Below are 17723 nucleotides of genomic sequence, written 5' to 3' on the forward strand. Positions count from 1 at the left end.
CGCAAGAGGATGCCGCGGAAACGCAAAGGCCCTCTCGGACGAGAGGGCCGCAGGAAGACCGGTGGCGACGCCGGTGGAAGAGAAAATACCCACGGCGAACGCCGCGGGTACATCGCGTTTTAGCTCCTTGTTTTTCGTGGCGGCAATCGCGGCAAATGACCACGGGCTTCAGTTGTGTAACGTAGGCTAAGCGAGAACCGACGATGCGTCAAGCCACCCGACGCTCACGCGTAGAGCGCCGTCACCGCCGTCTCGAAATCCTCCGTGTGCCCGCCCGCGACGATCCGCACCGTCGCCTCGTACCCCGCCACCTTCAGTCGCCGCGCCGCCTCGAGCATCGTCGCGACCTCGAAGGTCTGCCCCTCGATTACGGCGAGGTACTGCTCGACTGCAGTGAGATAGCCCATCATCCCGCCCAACTCCGTGGGCGCATACACCTTGTGCGCGGCGCGCAGCGCCGCGACGCCGCTGTGATGGTCCGGCATCACGAGGTTCTCGCTGCCGCAGATGACCTTGAGCCGCGTGTTCGCCGCGCAGCGCGCGACGGCCGCCGCGTCGAGCGTCCCGCCCGCCGCATTCACCACCAGCGCATCCATCGCCAAGGCCAGGAACTCCTGCTTGCGCTCCGGCCCCCAGGCGCGGATGCCCATCGCCTCCAACTCCGCACGGCGCTCCTCGCGCGACTCGCAGGCGAGAATCGTCACGCCAGCGTGCGTGCGCAGCCGCCTGATGATGTGCATCCCGATGTTGCCGCACCCGATGAGCCCCACCGTCGCCGCCGACATCTCAAGACCGAACGCCCGCAGCATCCCGAGCAGGATCTGGTAGTTCCCTTCACCGGTGGGCACCGACGTATCGGCCACCACGCTGCCGGCAAAGCGGGCGTTCAGATACTCCAGCGAACCCATCGCTCCGCCGTGCATCTTGCCGTGGCCGAGGTCCTGGCCGGTGGTGATGTGGATGCCGGCGTGCCGCTCGCAGTCGTTGAGGCAGTCGGCCGCCCAGGCCAGCATCTCGGCGTCTCGGACATTGCCCACACGGGACTCGGGCGTCGGCGCGAGCACGCACTTGCCGCCGACCACCCGCGTCAGGTCGCGCAGTGCCAAGGGCCCGCCCACACCGATCACGCGCGACCAATGTACCTTCTCCTCCATCCCCATTGCGAGCGCGATGCTCTCGCGGTCCGTCGTGAAGTTCGGTGAGGCGATGCGCTCCAGCGGGGCGATACGGAATCCCCCCAGTGACAGCTTGCCGGACTGCGGCGGCGCGTGGGTGGCGATAGACAGGGTCCAAGGCTCCGCGGGGTGCGCGTAGCGATAGACCCAGACGTTGGGATTGCGGGTGTCGGCCAGCGCAGGGACCAGCGCGGCACACTCGCTCGGGGGGAGGACGGTGCGGTTCACGGGCAGAAACCTAACGCTGCGACTGGCCGAGGCGCGGTCCGCACCGGATATTCCCTCGGTCCCTTCGACTCCCCTTGGCCCGTCCCCGATGCGCACGCTCCGCACCGCCACGCTCGCGCTGATCGTCTGCGCCGCTCCGCTCTCCGCGCAAGAGGTTCCGCTCCTGGCGGCCTATGATACGGCTTGGCACACCATTGCGCGGACGTTCTACGACACCGCGCTCGTGAATGGCCGCTGGCGCAGCGTGGCCGATTCCATCCGCGGGACCTTGGGCACTTCGCCCACTGAAGCACAGTTGCGCCGCGCCATTCGCGCGATGATCGCGGTACCGGGCCAGTCGCACTTCGCGCTCATCACCAGCGATGCCATACCCCGCGCCAAGGGCGGTACGGCCGCAGACGGCCCACCAGGCAGCGCCGGAGTCACGGTGCGCCTTGCCGGCGACACACTGATCGTCTGGCGCGTGGACCCCGCAGGCCCCGCGGCCGGCACCGGCATCCGGCCAGGGGACGCCATCGAGCGCGTGGACGACAACACCGTGACGATGATTCGTGAACGCCTTGCTACGGCCTTCCCCGACAATCCGCGCGAAGCCAATGGCCTGCTGCTGCAGGTCTTCACCGCAGTGCTCGACGGACCCGCCGGCTCGACGGTGGATGTCGGCACCCGACGCCTCGATGGCACGGCGGCCAACCTCACGATCACGCGCCGAGCAAAGTCCGGGCGGCTGCAACAGTACGGCAACCTCCCACCGATGGTCATCCAGGCCACGCTCGACACCACGATGGTGCGGGCCGGCTCGCGCGATGTCGCCGTGCCGGTCATCGCCTTCAGCGGCTGGTTCCCGGTCATCACGGCCGACCTCGACCGCTTCGCCTTCGGCGCCCGCAGCGCCGAAGCGGTCATCATCGACCTCCGCGGCAACCTCGGCGGCGTTGTCGGCATCATCGGCGGGTTCGCTGGACACTTCTCGGACTCGACCTGGAGCTTGGGCTCGATGCGTGGCCGAGGGGCCACACTGCGGCTCGCCGCGAACCCGCGGCGCGCCACCTCGACTGGCGAACGCGTCGACGTGATCCGGGCCCCGGTCGCGATTCTCATCGATCCGCTGACCGCGAGCTCCTCCGAGTTCTTCGCCGCCGGAATGCAGGCGCTGGGCCGCGCCCGCGTCTTCGGCGAGGCCTCGGCCGGGCAGTCCCTGCCGGCCGCGATGAAGCGCCTGCCCAACGGCGACGTCCTGATGCACGCCATCGCCGACCACGAGGACGCCCGCGGTCGCCGAATCGAAGGCATCGGGGTACAACCCGACACTCCGACGCCACTCACCCGTAGTGGGCTGGCCGCCGGACGCGACGTCGCGCTCGAGGCGGCGCGCCGCTGGCTCGCCGATACGCTGTCCCGCCGCTAGACTCCAAAGACGCCGTACCCCACCCCGCATCGAGGTCCCGATGATTCGCCACTCGCTCCGCGTTGCCGCCACGCTCGTCGCCGTCGTGACGGCAAGCGCCGGTGCCCAGTCCCCGACTGAGATCGTTGACCGCTACAACAAGGCCGTCGACCCGCAGAACCGCCTCGCCTCTGTGCAGGGAATGAAGTCGTCGATGACGATGGACATCCCCGATATGGGGATGTCGATGACGATGAACCTGGTCGCGGCCTTGCCCAACAAGGTGGTGATTGAGTCTGAGCTGCCCGGGATGGGCACGCTCAAGCAGGGCTTCGACGGCAGCACCGCCTGGGCTTCCGATCCGATGCAGGGCCCGCGCCTGCTACAGGGCCTCGAGGCGGCCTCGATGGCCGAAGGCTCGGCGTTGGCGTCAATGAAGCGCACGCCGGAGCTCTTTACCGCGATGGAAGCGGCTGGGACCGCCGGCGAGGGCGACGACGCGGCGACCTGCGTGAAGTTCACCTGGAAATCTGGCCGCGAGACCGTCGACTGCTTCTCCAACGCGTCCGGCCTGCTCGTGCTCACGCGCACCACGCAGGAATCGCCGATGGGAAGCGTCGAAGTAGAGGCGAAGCTCTCGGACTACCGCAACGTCGGCGGGTTCATGATTGCGCACCGCACCGAGTCCTCGATGATGGGAATGCGGATGGTGATGGTGACGACGTCGGTCGAGTTCGGGCCGCAGCCGGCGGCGCTGTTTGAGCTTCCGGCCGAGATCAAGGCGCTGCGGCCCTGAGCTCGGCGGTGGCAGCACCCAAGGCACCCCGGTCACGCTGGCGCTGGATCGCCGCTGCGGCCGGGGTGCTGGCGTTGACGGCGCTCGGCACACGCGCCTGGCTGCTGCGCGATCCGGTCCCGTACTGGGACGCGAGGCGGGGCACGCTCGCGGCCGTTGAGCTCGGCGAGATCCGCCTCGACGGACGCACCGAGGAGCAGGATATCCGGGTGGTCGGCAGCAGCGGGCTCGGCATCGAACTGGCCATCCGGCGGCCGATGGCGCCGGATTCGGCCACGCGGCGGCCGCTGTTCCTGGTGCTCGGTGGCCACGAGCGCGGCAAGGGCGCCGCCGCCCTCATCGGCGATACGCGCGGCGCGATCTTCGCCTCGCTGCAGTATCCCTACGACGGCGACCATCAGGCCAAGGGCCTCGCCGTGGTCCTCCAGGTGCCCAAGATCCGCCGCGCGCTCTACGACACCCCCCCGGCGGTGCACCTCGCGCTCGACTATCTGCTCTCGCGTCCCGATGTGGATCCCGCACGCGTCGAGCTGATCGGCGCGAGTTTCGGTGCGCCCTTCGCGACCATCGCCACCGCGCGCGACCCGCGTGTCACGCGCCTCTGGCTGGCGCACGGCGGCGGCGACGTCCGCGCGATGATTGACCGCGGACTCGAGAAGGAAATCGGGAATGCCATCCTGCGTGCCCCCGTCACCTCGCTGGCCAACCTGCTCGCCTCAGGCCCGCGATTCACGCCCGAGCGTTGGGTCGCCGCCGTCGCGCCCCGACCGCTGGTGATGCTCAACGCCACCGAGGACGAGAAGATCCCACGCCGCTCGGTGGAGTTGCTCTACGCCGCCGCCGGCGAGCCCAAGGAGCTCGTGTGGCTCCCGGGCGAACATATGCAGGGCAACCGGCCCGAGGTCCTGCAGCGCCTCATCGACGCCGTGCTCGCGCGCGCCGACTTCCCCGACGCCTGACCTACTGGTAGAAGCGCCAGCTCGGTTTCCACTCCCGCGTAAGCGGCAGGTTGAGCATCCGCGCCCGCACCATCTCCACCGGCATCCGTCCGCCCTGCAGGATGGCGTCGTGGAACTCCTTGTTGGTCATCCGGCCGCTGGCCACGAGCTCCGTGTGCAGCGCGCGGAACTGCAGGCCGCCGAGCATATAGGCCGCCTGGTACATCGGGGAGTACGTGCCGTTGAAGGAGCGCCGCACCTCGGCCTCGGCATTGGCGCGCTCGTGGCCCACCCGGTTCACCAGGAAGTCCACCGCCTCCTGCGGCGTCATCGTGCCGAGGTGGAAGCGCAGCGAAAAGATGATCCGCGCCGCGCGATGCGAGCGCCAGAAGAGCATTCCCATCCGGTCCTGCGGCGTCGGCGCGAACTGGTTGTCCCACAGCAGCATCTCCCACCACAGCGCCCAGCCCTCGCCCCAGAACGGCGTGCTGAAGGCCTGCCGGTGCGGGTTGTGCCGCTGCGTCATAAAGCCCTGCAGGTGGTGCCCCGGGATCAGCTCGTGGTGCACCGTGGCGAGCGAGAAGTGCGGATTGTTGCCGCGCATCGCCATCAGCTTGTCGTCGTGCTGCATCGAGTCGGTGGGGTACGCCACCTGGATGATCTCGCCGCCGAGGAAGAACGGCGACACCAGCTGCTGGCGCGGCGGCATCATCTCCATCCGCCACACTTCGTCGGCTAGCGGCGGGACGGTGACGAGGTCGCGGTCGGTGATGAACTTCACCGCCGAGCGCGCGAGGTCGCGGACCATCGCCGGCTGCTGCCCCGGCGGCACGAAGGCCTGCTTCACCGCTTCCAGCGCCGCGCGCCAGTCGTCGCCGTGGCCCATCTCGCGCGAGGCCCTGCGCTGCTCGGCCTCGATCCACGCGAACTCCTTCTCGGCCAGCGCCAGCAGCTCCTGCGGCGTGTACGCGATCATCTCGAACGCGAGGTCCGCGGTCACGCCTGCGGCGCCGATGGGATCACCGATGATCGGCTCTTCCTCGCCTTGCCGCTGGCCGACGATGACCTCGCGGATGGCGCGCTGATAGCCGGTGATGCCCTCCGTGACGCGCCGGAAGGGATCGGCCGTCCACCAGGAGAACTGCGGGTCGTAGCCCGCCGAGAACCGATGCCAGTTGCGCAGTTGCGTCTGCAGGTCGTTCAGGTAGTCGAGCGAGCGCAGGCCCACGATGCGCTCGGCCCGCGGGATCTGCGCGCTCTGCGGGGCCCTGGCGCGCACGGCGCGCGTCAGCGAGTCGAGTTGCTTGGCGAGGGTACTGAGCGCACGGCCAGCCACTTGGCCGTCAGGTGTCTCGAAGCGGCGCCGCGCTTCTTCGAATCCGGCGACCACCTCGCCAAAAGGCACCAGCGGACGCATCTCGGCGGCGAGCCGCTCGTCGCGACGCAACTGGTCAAGTTCCTGCCGCAAGCGGTTGTCCAGCAGGAGGTAGTCGATCTTGCCCTCCTGCGAGAGCCGGTCGAAGTCCATCCGCGTGAGCCGTGTGCGCCACTCGGTGTAGAACGCCGTGAGGCGCGCCGCACGCGCCGGTGAGTACGGCACCGTCCAGCGCCGCAGCAACGCCCCGCGGTCGGAGATGAACAGCGCGACCGTATCACGCAGCTCGCTCTGCGCCGAGGGCGCGGGCGGTGCCAGGCGTTGCGCCTGCGCCCCGAGGGCAAATGGCAACAGGAGCGTGGCAGTGAGCGACGCAGCGGAGAGCAGGCGCATTACGGAATCCTGGCGGAGGGTCAGCGCGCGGTCTTGCCGCGCGAGATGGAGACGACGTACGCGGCGACGTCCTGCACCTGCTCGTCCGTGAGGTTCATCGGCCCGCCGCGGGGCCGCATCGCGAACGGCCGCTCCGGCACCTTGAAGGCTTCGCGGGCGATGCCCGCCGTGATGACGCGGGCGATGTCCACCTGGCTGCCGTCCACGTGCAGCCACTGCCCCTCGATCAACGACGGGCCGTTCTGCGCACCCACGCCCTTCTGGCCGTGGCAGCGCTGGCAGCTACCGGCGTTGAACAGCGAGTCCCCGCGGGCAATCGAGGCCAGCAGCTCCGGGCTCGGCACTCGCGCCGCCTGTGGCGCCGCCCCCGCCGCCGAGGTTGTCGCCGTGCTGCCACCGCAGGCAGCCAATAGCATCAGGAACACGGGGGACCACCGCAGAAGCGACACGCGCATTGCAACCTCGGCAAGGGGAATTGAGCGAACCTGCGCCCTCTACGCTGCACCGCCGGCGAGCGTTCGGCGAGGGGTGCCGCTAGGCCGCCGCGCTCAGGGCAGCGTCCGTTGCGCACGGCCCGCAGTCGCTGCAGGTTTGTGCGATGCGACTCACCCCTCTTGCCATCGGACTGCTGCTCGGTGCGTCCGCCCTCGGCGCGCAGGGCTCCGCCACGTCGGAGCCGCCACGTTGGCTGGCCGGCTGCTGGGAGCTGCGCGTCGGGGCGCGGGTGGTCCTCGAGCAGTGGATGGCGCCCGAGGGCGGCGTGATGCTGGGGATGAGCCGCACAAGTGTCCGCGATACCGTTCGCGAATGGGAACACCTCTACCTCGGCCCGCGCGCCGGCGTACTGACGTATGTGGCGCGCCCGTCCCGACAGGCCGAGACGGCGTTCGGAGCGGTCGACGTCAACGACAGCGCCGTCGTGTTCGAGAATCCCACGCACGACTTCCCGACAAGGATCCTCTACCGGCGCCGTGGCGCGGACTCGCTCGTCGCGCGCATCGAGGGCCTGCGTAATGGGCAACTGCGCGGCATCGACTTCCCGTATCGGCGCGTCGGCTGCCCCTGAGCGTCGGATGCCTGCGCTACGGCGCGGCGCGCATCCACCAATATCCGCTCGACTGCTCATCCTCGCCGCTACGCGCGAGCAGCACACGCCCGGCGTGCACGCCCACAGGGCGGTCGTCTACGCTCATCCGAACTCGCGCCTGCGGCCCCAACGACGCGGAATAGACAAGCCACGCGACCGAGTCCGTGCCGGCCTCAGGCGCCTCGCGCGCCCACACTTCGCCATCGGCCATCACGACGAGCTGCGTGACACCCGGATGCCGCTCGGCGGCGTGGCGCATCCGCTCCAGGATCTGGTCGCGCATCGGGCCCATTGATGGCAGGCGCCGGATCTGTGCGGCCACAGCGGCCTCGATGTCGGCCTCCGTGACCCGCCGCCCCGTCGCCCGGAAGCCGCCGCGCACCGCCAGGCGCCCCGTGGAATCGAAGAGCGCGAGTTCGGCCGTCGCGCCCGCCGCATAGACCAGCCGGCCGTCGCGCCCGAACGCGAACTGCGGCAGCGCCTCGAAGGTGCGTCCCATCGCCACGAATTCGCCGGCGCCGTACGAGGGCAGGCGCAGGTCAAGCGCGTGCCGGCGTTGCGGAGCCCCGTCATCAGCCACCGCATAGACGAAGAGGGGGAGCGTGTCGCCCTTCGCGTTGGGGTCCTCCGCCGCGACCATCAGCAGGGCGCCGTCGACGAGACGCATCACCGGCTGGGGGGCCGGCGGAAGCTGCGTGACGGCATTGGCGACAGGCCGGCCGTCAGGCGCAAAGCGCAGCAGGCGGCGCGTGAAGAGGTCGTACACGGAGACGTTGCCGGCGGCATCGCGGTCGATCTCCACCGGCGCGCGGTACTCCCCCGGGCCTGCCCCCTCGCGCCCGAACGCGATCGCACTGTCCCCGCCCGCTGCCACCAAGGCGACGACCGACGACCGTCCGCCGACGACGCGCACCAACGCTGCGCCGTCCGGCGTGACCACGCCGCCGCCGCTGCCGAAAGGAACCTCGCAGGCCAGCGCGCCGCGTGTGCAGAGCCGCGCGTCGGGAAGCAGCCGGCGCGTGGCGAGGAGGCCGTGTGCCGCGGCGTCACCCACGCGGTCAGTCACGTCGCCGGCAGCAGTGGAATCGCCCCCACCGCAGGCAGTGAGCAGCAGTACGAGAACGGACCAATGACGCAACGGAAGCCTCGCGAAAGGGGCACTCCAACGTTCCCACCACGACCGAGGGCGCGCAAGAGACCTCGCGCGCCCTCGACCAGCTCTTCACCGACTCTTAACGCCCGTCGGAACGCCTCACGCCACGCTGAGTTCCGGCGCCTGCACCACCTTGCCGTCAAACAGGTGCACCTCACGCGAGGCGTGCTGTGCGTAGCGGTGGTCGTGCGTCACCATACAGATGGTGCTGCCCTGCTGGTGCAGCTCCTGCAGCAACGCCATCACGGCCTCGCCGTTCTTGGAGTCGAGGTTACCCGTCGGCTCGTCGGCGAGCAGGATGGCCGGGTCACCCGCCACGGCGCGCGCCACGGCCACACGCTGCTGCTGACCGCCGGAGAGTTGCGCCGGGAAGTGCTTGGCCCGGTGGCTCATCCCCACGCGCTCCAGCGCGCGGGCCACGCGGTCACGGCGCTCGCTGGCGCTCATATCCTCGCGGTAGGTCAGCGGCAGTTCGACGTTCTCGGCCACCGTCAGGTCGCCGATCAGGTTGAAGGCCTGGAAGATGAAGCCGATCTGGCGGTTGCGGACCCGCGCGCGGTCGGCGGCAGCCAGCGTCTCCACGGCGTGGCCGGCCAGCTCGTAGCGGCCGGCGCTCGGGGCGTCGAGCAGCCCGAGGATCGAGAGCAACGTCGTCTTGCCGCAGCCCGAGGGGCCGGAGATGGCGACGTACTCGCCCTTCTGGATCTCGAAGTTGATATCGGCGAGGGCGTGCGTCTCGACCTCGTCGGTATGGAACACCTTCTGGATGCCCTGCATACGGATCAGCGTCGTCATCACTTCCTCACTTGATGCGTACGCGATCCACATTCGCGTACTGGGTCATATCGGACAGCACCACTCGGTCGCCGGGCTCGAGGCCCCGCAGGATCTCGATCGTATTCACGGAACTGCGGCCCAGCTCCACCGACACGCGTACGGCGTGTACGCCGTCAGGTTCCAACTTGAAGAGGCTGACGGTCCCGCTGGCCGCGCCGAAGGCCGGACGGCCGGTATAGATGATGTTGTTCAGTTGCTGGATCTGGATGGTGCCGTCCACGCTGAGGTCGGGCACGGCACCGGGCGGCAGCGGGTCCGTGAACTGCACGTCCACGAGCACCGAGCCCCCCACCGCCGAGGGGTCCTTGCGCGACACGCGGCCCCGCACGATGCCGTTGCGCGTGTCCACCGACGCCCCCTGGCCGATGGCCACGTCCTTGGCCTGCGACTCGGGGATGCGCAGCTGGGCCTTCAGGTCGCCGGGCTTCACCACCTTGGCCAGCGTCGTGCCTTCGGGCACCCATTGGCCCAACTGGAGGTTCAGCTCCTGCACCACGCCCGTCTCCGGTGCCCGCACCGACAGCGAGCGCAGGCGCTGCTGCTGGTTGGCGGCGATGGCGCGCAACTGCTGCACCTGGCCGCGCTGCACCGCGATCTGGCTGTCGATCGCCGCGCGCATCAGTTCGAGCCGCTGCTGCTCGACCCGCAGCCGCGTGGTCATCTCCTCGGCGGCCGCGCGACGGTTGCGCAACTCGAACTCACTGATCAGTTGACGCCGCACCAACGAGTCGGCCGCCTCCGCCTCCTGCACGGCGCTCACGTGCTGCGTGCGCGTGCTGGCGACGAGGCCTTCCTGCGTCAGGATGGCGCTGCGCAGGTTCGTCGTGAGGTTGAGCAGTTCGATCTCGGCCTGCCGCACCTGCTGCTCGGCCTGCATCGTCTGGATCTGCAGGTCGGGATTGGAGAGTTCAAGGATCATCGTCCCGAGCGTCACGTCCGCACCGGAGAGCACGTGCAGGCGCTCCACGCGGGCGGAGGCCTGCGCGGTGATCCAGCGGATCTGCTCGGGCACCAGCGAGCCGGGGCCGCGCACCTCGCGCACCACATCGCCGCGGCGCACGGAGTCGATGACCACGCCGGCCCGTGCCACGGTCGGCACGGCCGGGTCCAGCCGCGCCACGGCGATGGTGAGGAGGACCAAAGCGACCGCGCCGGCGACCATCGCCGCCTTCTTGCCAGTCCGCTTGGGGGGAGTGCGAACGATGTCCATTCGTCAGTCGTATCGGAGAGCGTGCATAGGATCCACCCGCGAGGCACGGCGGGCGGGGAGGTAACCGGCAGCCAAGGCCACCAGGGTGAGTAACAGCACCGAGACCGCAAGCGCCATCGGGTCGTGCGCCTCAATCTCGTACAACATCGAGCGCGCCGCACGGCCCAGCGCGAAGGCTGCGGCCAGGCCGACCACGCCGCCGATGGCCAGCATCAGCCCGACTTGCTTCAGCACCATCCCCTGCACGCGCCCCGCATTGGCGCCGAGGGCCATCCGCACGCCGATCTCCCGCGTGCGCTGCGCCACGGAGTAGGCCATCACGCCATAGAGCCCGACGGCCGCGAGTAGCGTGGCCAGGACGGCAAAGCAGGTGGAGAGGATGCTGATCATCCGGTCGAGGAAGACGTTCTCGCGGATCTGCTGCGGCATCGTCTTGAGTTCCTCGACCGGCAGCGAGGGTTCGAGCCGCTTCATCATCTCCGGGATCACCGTGAGGAGCTGCTCGGGCGGCAGCGCCGTGCGTACGAAGAAGTTCATCGCGCCCGTGCGCGTGTACTGGCGCCACGGCAGGTAGTACACCGGCGGCGTGACACCCTTCACGTTGGAGTAACCGACGTTCGGCACGACGCCCACGATGAGGATGTTGAGCGAGTCCCCGGGCCCGCTGCGGCCCATAAACTTTCCCACCGCCTGGTCCTTCAGGTTGAACTTGTCGGCGAAGGCCTGGTTCACGACGGCCACACGCGTGGTGCCCAGGTCATCCGAGGCCTCGATGCCGCGACCGGCGGTCAACCGCACACCGAGCGTCGTGAAGTAATCGGGGCCGACCTCGTTGTAGTTGCTGTTACAGTCAGTATCCGGGCCGCATTCGAATCCTTCGACGCGCGCATCCCAGCCCCAGTTGCTGCCGGCAAGCAATGGCACCATCGCCGAGGTCACGCCGGTCACGCCGGGAAGCGCGCGCAGCTCGCCCTCGACCCGGCGGTGCAGCGCTGCCGAGCGCAGCGTGTCGTACCCGATGCGCGGCGGCGAAATCGCGAAGGTCACGACCTGGTCCACGTCCATCCCGATGTCCACGCGCGACACCTTCAGCAGGCTCTTCACGAAGAGCCCGGCCGAGGCGAGCAACGCCATCGAGAGGGCAATCTGCACGGTCACCAGTGCGGCGCGGAACTTCGACGAGCTGTGCCCACCGGCGATCTGCCCAGCCCCGGCGCGGATGGCCGCGATGAGATCGGGGCGCGTGCTCTGCACTGCCGGGTACAGGCCGAAGAGGAAGCCCGTGACGATGGCCAGCACCGCCGCGAAAGTCATCACGCGCCCGTCCAGCGCGAAGTTCATCGACGCAACGGCCTCCGGCGGCAGAAAGCTGGCGACGCCGGCGAGCGTCCACTTGGCGATCACGAGGCTGACTACGCCGCCGAGCGTCGCCAACAGCAGCGACTCCGTCATCAGTTGCGAGAGCAGTTGGCGGCGCGAGGCGCCCAGCGCCAGGCGCACGCCCATCTCGGTCGCCCGCCCCGCCCCACGGGCCAAGAGCAGGTTCGCGACGTTGGCGCAGGCAATCAGCAGCACCGTCAACGTGATCGCGCCGAGCAGGAAGAGCGGCGGTCCCGCCTCGCGCTGGATGTCGCTCTGGCCGCGGCGCCCGGGCTCCACGACCATCTTCTTGGCCTTGAAGTTCGCAAGCGTCTGCTCGCTCATCCCGGTCTGCACTGGGGCTTCGACTTCCTGGAGAATCGGCTGCACCGTCGCATTGAGGCCGGCCACCGCCTCCTCCACCGAGCCCCCCGGCTTGAGACGGCCGAAGACGTACAGCCAATACTGGCGTCGGTTCTCGAAGCCCGAAAACGGCGTGGTCGAGAACGCCCCGCGCATCGACAGCGGAACATAGACCAGCGGACGCGCGCCGGCCGTCGCGCCGTGGAACCACTGCGGCAACACACCGATGATTTCCATCGTGCGGCCGTTGACGATCATCGTCTTGCCGATCACGTCCGGCCGCGCGCCGAAACGGTCGCGCCAGAGGATGTGGCTGATCACGACGACGTCGTGGCCCCCGATGACCCGGTCATCGTCGGGGCCAAAGACGCGGCCGAGCGCGGCGTTCACGCGCAGCGTCGGGAAGTAGCTCCCCGACACCCAGATGCCCTCGCCGACGCTGGGCTCGTTGTCAATCGACAGGCTGGCCCCGAAGAGCCGATGCGCCGCCACGCTCGCGAGCGCCGTCTGCTCGCGCTCGATGTCCCGATACATCGGGTAGGAGAAAATCTCCTGGCAACTGCCCTGCTGATTGCAGGACGTCGAGCCCGGCATCGGGCCCGGCAGCGAGAGGTTCACCAGCTCGCCGGCCTCGGGGACCGGCAGCGAACGGATCAGGAGCTGGTCGAAGAGCGAGTAGATGGCGGCGTTGGCCCCGATACCGAGGGCGAGGGAGAGCACTGCGACCGCCGTGACGAACGGCGTCTTGCGGAGCATCCGGAACGCGAGGGCCAACTGGCGCATCAGGGGACCGGTTCGGGGAAACGATCGGGGGACTGTCGGGTGTCAGCACTCAGACACTCCCAGTCCCCCGATGGTTTGGAGACACTCGGGCCTACGGCCCCCCGTGGGGCAGGGTTTCGGCCCGGCCGGCCCCGTGCCGGTCAGTTCGGCGGCACGTCCATCACGGTGTACACGGGGTTCAGAACCGTGTTGTACCAGCCGAGCGCCGACTCGAACCAGCGGAAGATGCGCTCCAGCGTCTCTTCCTCCTCTGGCGTCAGCGGCAACCCGTCCGGATTGGTCACTGTCACCTCCCCGGCGCTGTTCAGCGCAATGCGGGCAAAAGTCTTGTTGCCAACCTTGACCGCCAACTGGCCACCGGTAGTGAGGTTAATCGTGCCGCCAATTTCCACCTTCCGCAGGCCGCGCTGCAACACGCCCGTAAGCGAGTAGGTGTTGGCCCCTACGTTCACCGTGACCCGCGACGAGAGCGCTCGCGCGGCAATCACCGTGCGCCAAGTGGCGCTCGGTGTGCCCGAGAAGAGGTTGAGCCCGACGGTCAGGGTGAAGGTCGCCGCATTGGGCCCCGTGCCGGCCACCCCCTCGACGCGATAGCTCACCGCCGAACCGTTGTTGCTGAGCGTCACGGTTGCCAGGTATTCGAGCACCTTGACGCCGCCAGTGGTATACGCTGCGAGGCGCGCGGCAGGGTTCGAAGCCGTCCCCTCGCGCGTGAGGTCGACGTAGCCCCGCTCCACCAGGGGATCGGCCGGGAACCCGGTGGTCGGGTCGATCTGGTACAGGATGAACCGCACGCCGTTGGCGGGCGCGCCGGGCAGCGCCGGATTCGAGAGCTCGTACGACGTGGTCGCGAGATTCCAGACCAGGGTCTTGCCAAGGACCGCGAGCGGAATGGCATTCACCGGCCCACCGGACGTGAACTCCGTAGCGCTGTCCAGCTGGCGGGCGGGTGACGAGGCGCGCGGCCCCTCGGCCACGATGCTCGGCAGCACCGAAGCGAAGCCGCCGAGGTTCACGAGGGCATCATCGATCGCGACGCCAAGGTCGGCGAGCGCCAGTGTGGGCTCGGTCTCGAACGCGGCCTCGGAAAGGTCCACGTCCGTGATCATCTCCACGGGCTCCAGCGTCGTCGGGAGCGGGGTCTCCTGACCGCAGGCCACGAGCGTGAAGAGCGCGGCCGCCAACGCGGCGCGCGAACGCAGGGCAACGAACATCAGTCCACCTAGGGCAGAGGGTTGTCCGCGCCCCTCAGCGGCGCGGGATCATTCGCATTCTACACCGTGCACCAATGATGCGCCTCGACCCCGTGACGGACGTCACGTCTTTGGTGCAGTCGGGTCGCGTTCGACCAATACCGTGTAGTCCGTGGCGAGCACCGCGACGCTGGCCACGGCGGCCCAGAACGGCAACAGGGCCGTCGCGGCGATGCCCGCATTGAGCGGGACGTCGAAGAGCACGCGACCCTCGGGATTCCGCAGGACGATCCGGCGGACGTTACCCTCTTTGACGAGGGCCTTGAGCTTCTCGAGCAACTTGGCGCCGCTGACCTTGAATTCTTCCATCGTGTACTCCGTTGGAGGTGCGGCCACCTACGGCCCGCACACGCCGGGGTGTCAGCGCGGGCGCTGAGGCCAGTGCGCGTCGGGACGGGCAGGCCCGGCCTGGTCCACGCCGAGCCGCTGGGCATCCACTTCAGCAAAGATGAAGTTCTCGGGCGCCACGGGGGAGCCCGCAAGGCGGCGGAGCATCGCCAGCTGCCCGACGTGCGTCATCACGTCCGCGAAGGGGCCTTGGAGCAGCTGCGTGGCAGTCAGGGTGCCGAGCGAACCATCCTCGCCAAGCTCGTCGCGGACCGACTCAAGCATTTCGTGGAATCGGCGCTGTTCGGCCGCGAAGTCCACCAGCGGTTCGGGATGGACCGGGTACTCCCCGCCAACCTTGAACGTGCGCGCATAGCCGAGCACGCTGGTCATATGGCGGAGGATTTCAACCGGTGAACGCACCTGCGCGCCGGGCTGGAAGGTGGGAAACCCGGCTGGTGCGTCGCGGAGCGCTTTCTGGGTGCGGTATGCGATCGCAGCGAGGAAATGGGCGACGAGGCTTCGGCTCACGGCATCAACGTTGGAAACGGTCCACGAGGGCGATTTGGTAGACGGACGTCCGCGTCCAGGAGGCGAGCCGTCCCACCGGCTTGAGAAAACTACGGAACGCACGCGGTGACCAGAAGTTCACGTGGCTAGGATCCTGTCCGATACCAGCGACAATCGTGAGCGCGCAGAGCGTGCGGAATATGGGTTCGAGCGGCACGGACACCAGCAGCCACCGCGAGCTGACGCGCGTCAGCTCGTCGCGAACGCGTTCGGGATTGGGGATGTGCTCGAGCACTTGCGAGCAGAGCACGAGATCCACGCAGCGATCCGGAAGGTCGAGTGCGGAAAGATCGGCCGCCCGCCACGTCGCCTCTGGACTGCGGGCGGCGGCATACGCCACCGCTCCGTGACTGATGTCGACGCCCAGCCACACGGAAGCAGACACGCCCCGCTGCCGTAGGCCCCGGTACACGAACCCCTCGCCGCAGCCCGCATCCAGGACCCGCCGCGGGGCGAGCTGTTGCACTTGCCAGGCCACGCGGTCGAGATACCTCCCCAACACCCTTTGATAGATGCCGTTCCCGTATTCCCACTTTCGCAGGTTGTTGGATTCGTGATCGAGGATGCTGGTGGCCACGGAGAGGTCTGGTGGGTGCCAATCAAGTATCGGGGACGGTTCAACTTTGACCGGGCAGGTCCACCTCCTGCCCACAATTCTGCCACGTTGCCGTAACGGGCGGCGGGGACGCTCGACCACGGGCGCGCCGACCGACAGGGAATCTTTTCCCGCTGGCAATTCGGCCCGGAACCTCGGAACTTGGGTGGGAGCACGGGTATGACCCAGCGACCGCAACCCGGAGACCTTATGCGGCGCAGCACCGTGGGACTGCATCTGCTCACCGCCCTCGCCATCGCGACGCCCAGCGCTGTCGTCGCGGCCCAAGGGACGCAGGCGAGCGCGGTCGACGACCGATGGACGCGCGAGGAGTTGGAGAACCTGCTCGCCCCCATCGCGCTGTACCCGGACCCGATCCTGGCCCAGGTGCTCGTGGCGGCGACCTATCCCGATCAGGTGCTCGCCGCGCAGGCGCACGTACGGGCCTTCGGCGTGGACGAGATCGACGCGATGCCGTGGGAGATCAGCGTGAAGGCGGTGGCGCGCTACGAACCGGTCCTCAACCTGATGGCCGAGGGCGAGGACTGGATGACGGCACTCGGCCAGGCCTACGCCACGCAGCCGGTGGACGTGATGAACGCCGTGCAGTCGCTGCGGCAGATGGCCAACGCGCAAGGCAACCTGCAGACCACGGCGCAACAGCAGGTGATCGTGGAGCGCGAGGTGATCCGCATCGAACCGGCGGAACCCCGCGTCGTCTACGTGCCCGTCTACGACCCGGCGGTGGTGTACTTCCGCCCGATCTACGTGGCGCACGCGCATCCCGCGTACTGGAGCTGGGGCCTGGGCTACCCCGTCGGCGTGTGGCTGACTTATGACTTCGACTGGTGGGGCCATCGCATCTACTATCACGGCTGGCACGTCGCGGGCCCGCGCTGGGTGGTGATGTCGCGTCCGTGGATCGTGATGAACCCCATCTATATCGCGCCGCGGCACACCGTCGTGGTGGTGAACCGCAACGTGGTGCATCGCCGCTGGAGCGCGGCGCCCGTGCGGCGCTACAGCCAGATCCACCGGAACGTGACCTTTGAACGGCACGACCGTTGGGGGGGCCGGCGTGACGTGGGCCGCGGCTGGGGCAGCGTGCCGGCGGACCGCGGGCGGGCGGTGCCGGAGCGCGACGCGCCTGGCAACCGTGGCGGTGTCGCAAATGGGGGCGGCAGGAACAATGGCGGCGGTGCGGCCAACGGCGGTGGGCGTGGCAACGGTGGCGGCAACGCGGGTGGCAACAACGGCCGTCGCGTCGGTCCGCCGAGCGACGATCAGCGCGGCGGCGGTGGGCGCCGCGTGGGACCGCGCGACGACGTGCCGAACCAGCGCGTGACGCCGCTGCCGAGCGGTGGCGCCACGCGGGTGGCGCGCAACGACGCCGCTGCCACGCCGACCCCGACCCGTGCGGCGACACCGAGCGGCCAGACCACGCGCAGCAGCAACGGCACGTGGAATCCGCGGTCCACGGGTGAGCGGGCGGCAGCCGACCGAGCGGCCACCCCACGGGCGAATGCCGCTCCCCGCGCCGCGTCGCCGCAGTCGTCGGCATCGCGCGGGAACGACGGTTCGTGGAACGCGCGTCCGGCACCGCAGGCGTCGGCACCGAGCACGCCGCGCGCCAGCACCAGCGCGCCGCGTGCCAGCACGAGTGCGCCACGCGCGAACACGCCACGGGCCTCGGCGCCGAGCTCCAGCAGCGCCCCCCGGGCCTCGGCCCCGCGGGCGAGCAGCGGTAGCGCCCCGCGGGCGGCGGCACCGCGTTCGAGCGGTGGCGGCGGCAGCGCCCCGCGCGCATCAGCCCCGCGCTCGTCCGGCGGCGGCGGGGCGGCCCGCGGATCGAGCGGCTCCGGCGGGCGCGGCCGTCCGAACTAAGTCCGCGCCG

The 17723-nt window shown here is 69.3% G+C and carries 16 protein-coding genes; 5 read left to right on the forward strand and 11 right to left on the reverse strand.

Translation table 11 applies throughout. From position 1 onward, the window contains the following. Window positions 1–224 precede the first annotated feature (224 nt). Entirely contained in the window at window positions 225–1403 is a 1179-nt protein-coding gene (locus KF689_09445; GenBank protein MBX3133593.1) for a hypothetical protein, read from the reverse strand. 88 nt (window positions 1404–1491) lie between these two features. On the opposite strand from KF689_09445, the gene KF689_09450 reads away from it, so the two are divergent. From KF689_09450 to KF689_09460, 3 genes are read left to right on the forward strand one after another with little or no spacing between them, the layout of a single operon-like run. Further along, window positions 1492–2811, forward strand: coding sequence for a PDZ domain-containing protein (locus tag KF689_09450; protein ID MBX3133594.1), 1320 nt, complete (start codon window positions 1492–1494; stop codon window positions 2809–2811). A gap of 40 nt (window positions 2812–2851) precedes the next feature. Next, a complete protein-coding gene (locus KF689_09455; GenBank protein ID MBX3133595.1) occupies window positions 2852–3586 on the forward strand; it encodes a hypothetical protein in 735 nt (244 codons plus the stop codon). An 8-nt stretch (window positions 3587–3594) separates the two neighbouring features. Further along, entirely contained in the window at window positions 3595–4545 is a 951-nt protein-coding gene (locus KF689_09460; GenBank protein MBX3133596.1) for a hypothetical protein, read from the forward strand. A gap of 1 nt (window position 4546) precedes the next feature. Here the strand turns inward: KF689_09460 and KF689_09465 are convergent, their stop codons facing one another. Continuing rightward, on the reverse strand, window positions 4547–6292 hold the full coding sequence (locus KF689_09465) for a DUF885 family protein (GenBank protein ID MBX3133597.1): 1746 nt from the start codon (window positions 6290–6292) through the stop codon (window positions 4547–4549). Between the two features lie 20 nt (window positions 6293–6312). Beyond that, window positions 6313–6747 (reverse strand): cytochrome c, encoded by a 435-nt coding sequence (locus tag KF689_09470; GenBank protein ID MBX3133598.1) that lies wholly within the window; start codon window positions 6745–6747, stop codon window positions 6313–6315. Window positions 6748–6890: 143 nt separating this feature from the next. On the opposite strand from KF689_09470, the gene KF689_09475 reads away from it, so the two are divergent. After that, entirely contained in the window at window positions 6891–7358 is a 468-nt protein-coding gene (locus tag KF689_09475) for a hypothetical protein (GenBank protein MBX3133599.1), read from the forward strand. Between the two features lie 16 nt (window positions 7359–7374). Here KF689_09475 and KF689_09480 read toward each other — a convergent pair whose 3' ends face one another. The 8 genes from KF689_09480 to KF689_09515 form a co-directional block, all read right to left on the reverse strand. Continuing rightward, entirely contained in the window at window positions 7375–8445 is a 1071-nt protein-coding gene (locus tag KF689_09480) for a hypothetical protein (protein ID MBX3133600.1), read from the reverse strand. A 186-nt stretch (window positions 8446–8631) separates the two neighbouring features. Then, window positions 8632–9327, reverse strand: coding sequence for an ABC transporter ATP-binding protein (locus KF689_09485; protein MBX3133601.1), 696 nt, complete (start codon window positions 9325–9327; stop codon window positions 8632–8634). A gap of 7 nt (window positions 9328–9334) precedes the next feature. Beyond that, on the reverse strand, window positions 9335–10579 hold the full coding sequence (locus KF689_09490) for an HlyD family efflux transporter periplasmic adaptor subunit (GenBank protein MBX3133602.1): 1245 nt from the start codon (window positions 10577–10579) through the stop codon (window positions 9335–9337). A 3-nt stretch (window positions 10580–10582) separates the two neighbouring features. Beyond that, window positions 10583–13084, reverse strand: a complete 2502-nt coding sequence (locus tag KF689_09495) for an ABC transporter permease (protein MBX3133603.1) — start codon at window positions 13082–13084, stop codon at window positions 10583–10585. 140 nt (window positions 13085–13224) lie between these two features. Then, the gene (locus tag KF689_09500; protein MBX3133604.1) at window positions 13225–14298 is read right to left on the reverse strand and encodes a hypothetical protein; all 1074 of its coding nucleotides are present in this window, start codon (window positions 14296–14298) and stop codon (window positions 13225–13227) included. Between the two features lie 102 nt (window positions 14299–14400). After that, the gene (locus KF689_09505; GenBank protein MBX3133605.1) at window positions 14401–14646 is read right to left on the reverse strand and encodes a DUF4342 domain-containing protein; all 246 of its coding nucleotides are present in this window, start codon (window positions 14644–14646) and stop codon (window positions 14401–14403) included. A gap of 51 nt (window positions 14647–14697) precedes the next feature. After that, window positions 14698–15195, reverse strand: coding sequence for a hypothetical protein (locus tag KF689_09510; protein ID MBX3133606.1), 498 nt, complete (start codon window positions 15193–15195; stop codon window positions 14698–14700). Between the two features lie 4 nt (window positions 15196–15199). After that, window positions 15200–15811 (reverse strand): methyltransferase domain-containing protein, encoded by a 612-nt coding sequence (locus KF689_09515; protein MBX3133607.1) that lies wholly within the window; start codon window positions 15809–15811, stop codon window positions 15200–15202. A gap of 228 nt (window positions 15812–16039) precedes the next feature. On the opposite strand from KF689_09515, the gene KF689_09520 reads away from it, so the two are divergent. Next, window positions 16040–17713, forward strand: a complete 1674-nt coding sequence (locus KF689_09520; protein MBX3133608.1) for a DUF3300 domain-containing protein — start codon at window positions 16040–16042, stop codon at window positions 17711–17713. Window positions 17714–17723: the final 10 nt, after the last annotated feature.

This window comes from Gemmatimonadaceae bacterium (assembly GCA_019637355.1).
Lineage (GTDB): Bacteria > Gemmatimonadota > Gemmatimonadetes > Gemmatimonadales > Gemmatimonadaceae > Pseudogemmatithrix.

What these genes read in the sequence shown, in the direction of transcription:
- KF689_09500 (MBX3133604.1), bottom strand. Translation starts at nt 14,298, where the DNA reads ATGTTCGTTGCCCTGCGTTCGCGCGCCGCGTTGGCGGCCGCGCTCTTC.
- KF689_09470 (MBX3133598.1), bottom strand. Translation starts at nt 6,747, where the DNA reads ATGCGCGTGTCGCTTCTGCGGTGGTCCCCCGTGTTCCTGATGCTATTG.
- KF689_09455 (MBX3133595.1), top strand. Translation starts at nt 2,852, where the DNA reads ATGATTCGCCACTCGCTCCGCGTTGCCGCCACGCTCGTCGCCGTCGTG.
- KF689_09495 (MBX3133603.1), bottom strand. Translation starts at nt 13,084, where the DNA reads ATGCGCCAGTTGGCCCTCGCGTTCCGGATGCTCCGCAAGACGCCGTTC.
- KF689_09465 (MBX3133597.1), bottom strand. Translation starts at nt 6,292, where the DNA reads ATGCGCCTGCTCTCCGCTGCGTCGCTCACTGCCACGCTCCTGTTGCCA.
- KF689_09450 (MBX3133594.1), top strand. Translation starts at nt 1,492, where the DNA reads ATGCGCACGCTCCGCACCGCCACGCTCGCGCTGATCGTCTGCGCCGCT.
- KF689_09490 (MBX3133602.1), bottom strand. Translation starts at nt 10,579, where the DNA reads ATGGACATCGTTCGCACTCCCCCCAAGCGGACTGGCAAGAAGGCGGCG.
- KF689_09520 (MBX3133608.1), top strand. Translation starts at nt 16,040, where the DNA reads ATGCGGCGCAGCACCGTGGGACTGCATCTGCTCACCGCCCTCGCCATC.
- KF689_09475 (MBX3133599.1), top strand. Translation starts at nt 6,891, where the DNA reads ATGCGACTCACCCCTCTTGCCATCGGACTGCTGCTCGGTGCGTCCGCC.
- KF689_09485 (MBX3133601.1), bottom strand. Translation starts at nt 9,327, where the DNA reads ATGACGACGCTGATCCGTATGCAGGGCATCCAGAAGGTGTTCCATACC.
- KF689_09505 (MBX3133605.1), bottom strand. Translation starts at nt 14,646, where the DNA reads ATGGAAGAATTCAAGGTCAGCGGCGCCAAGTTGCTCGAGAAGCTCAAG.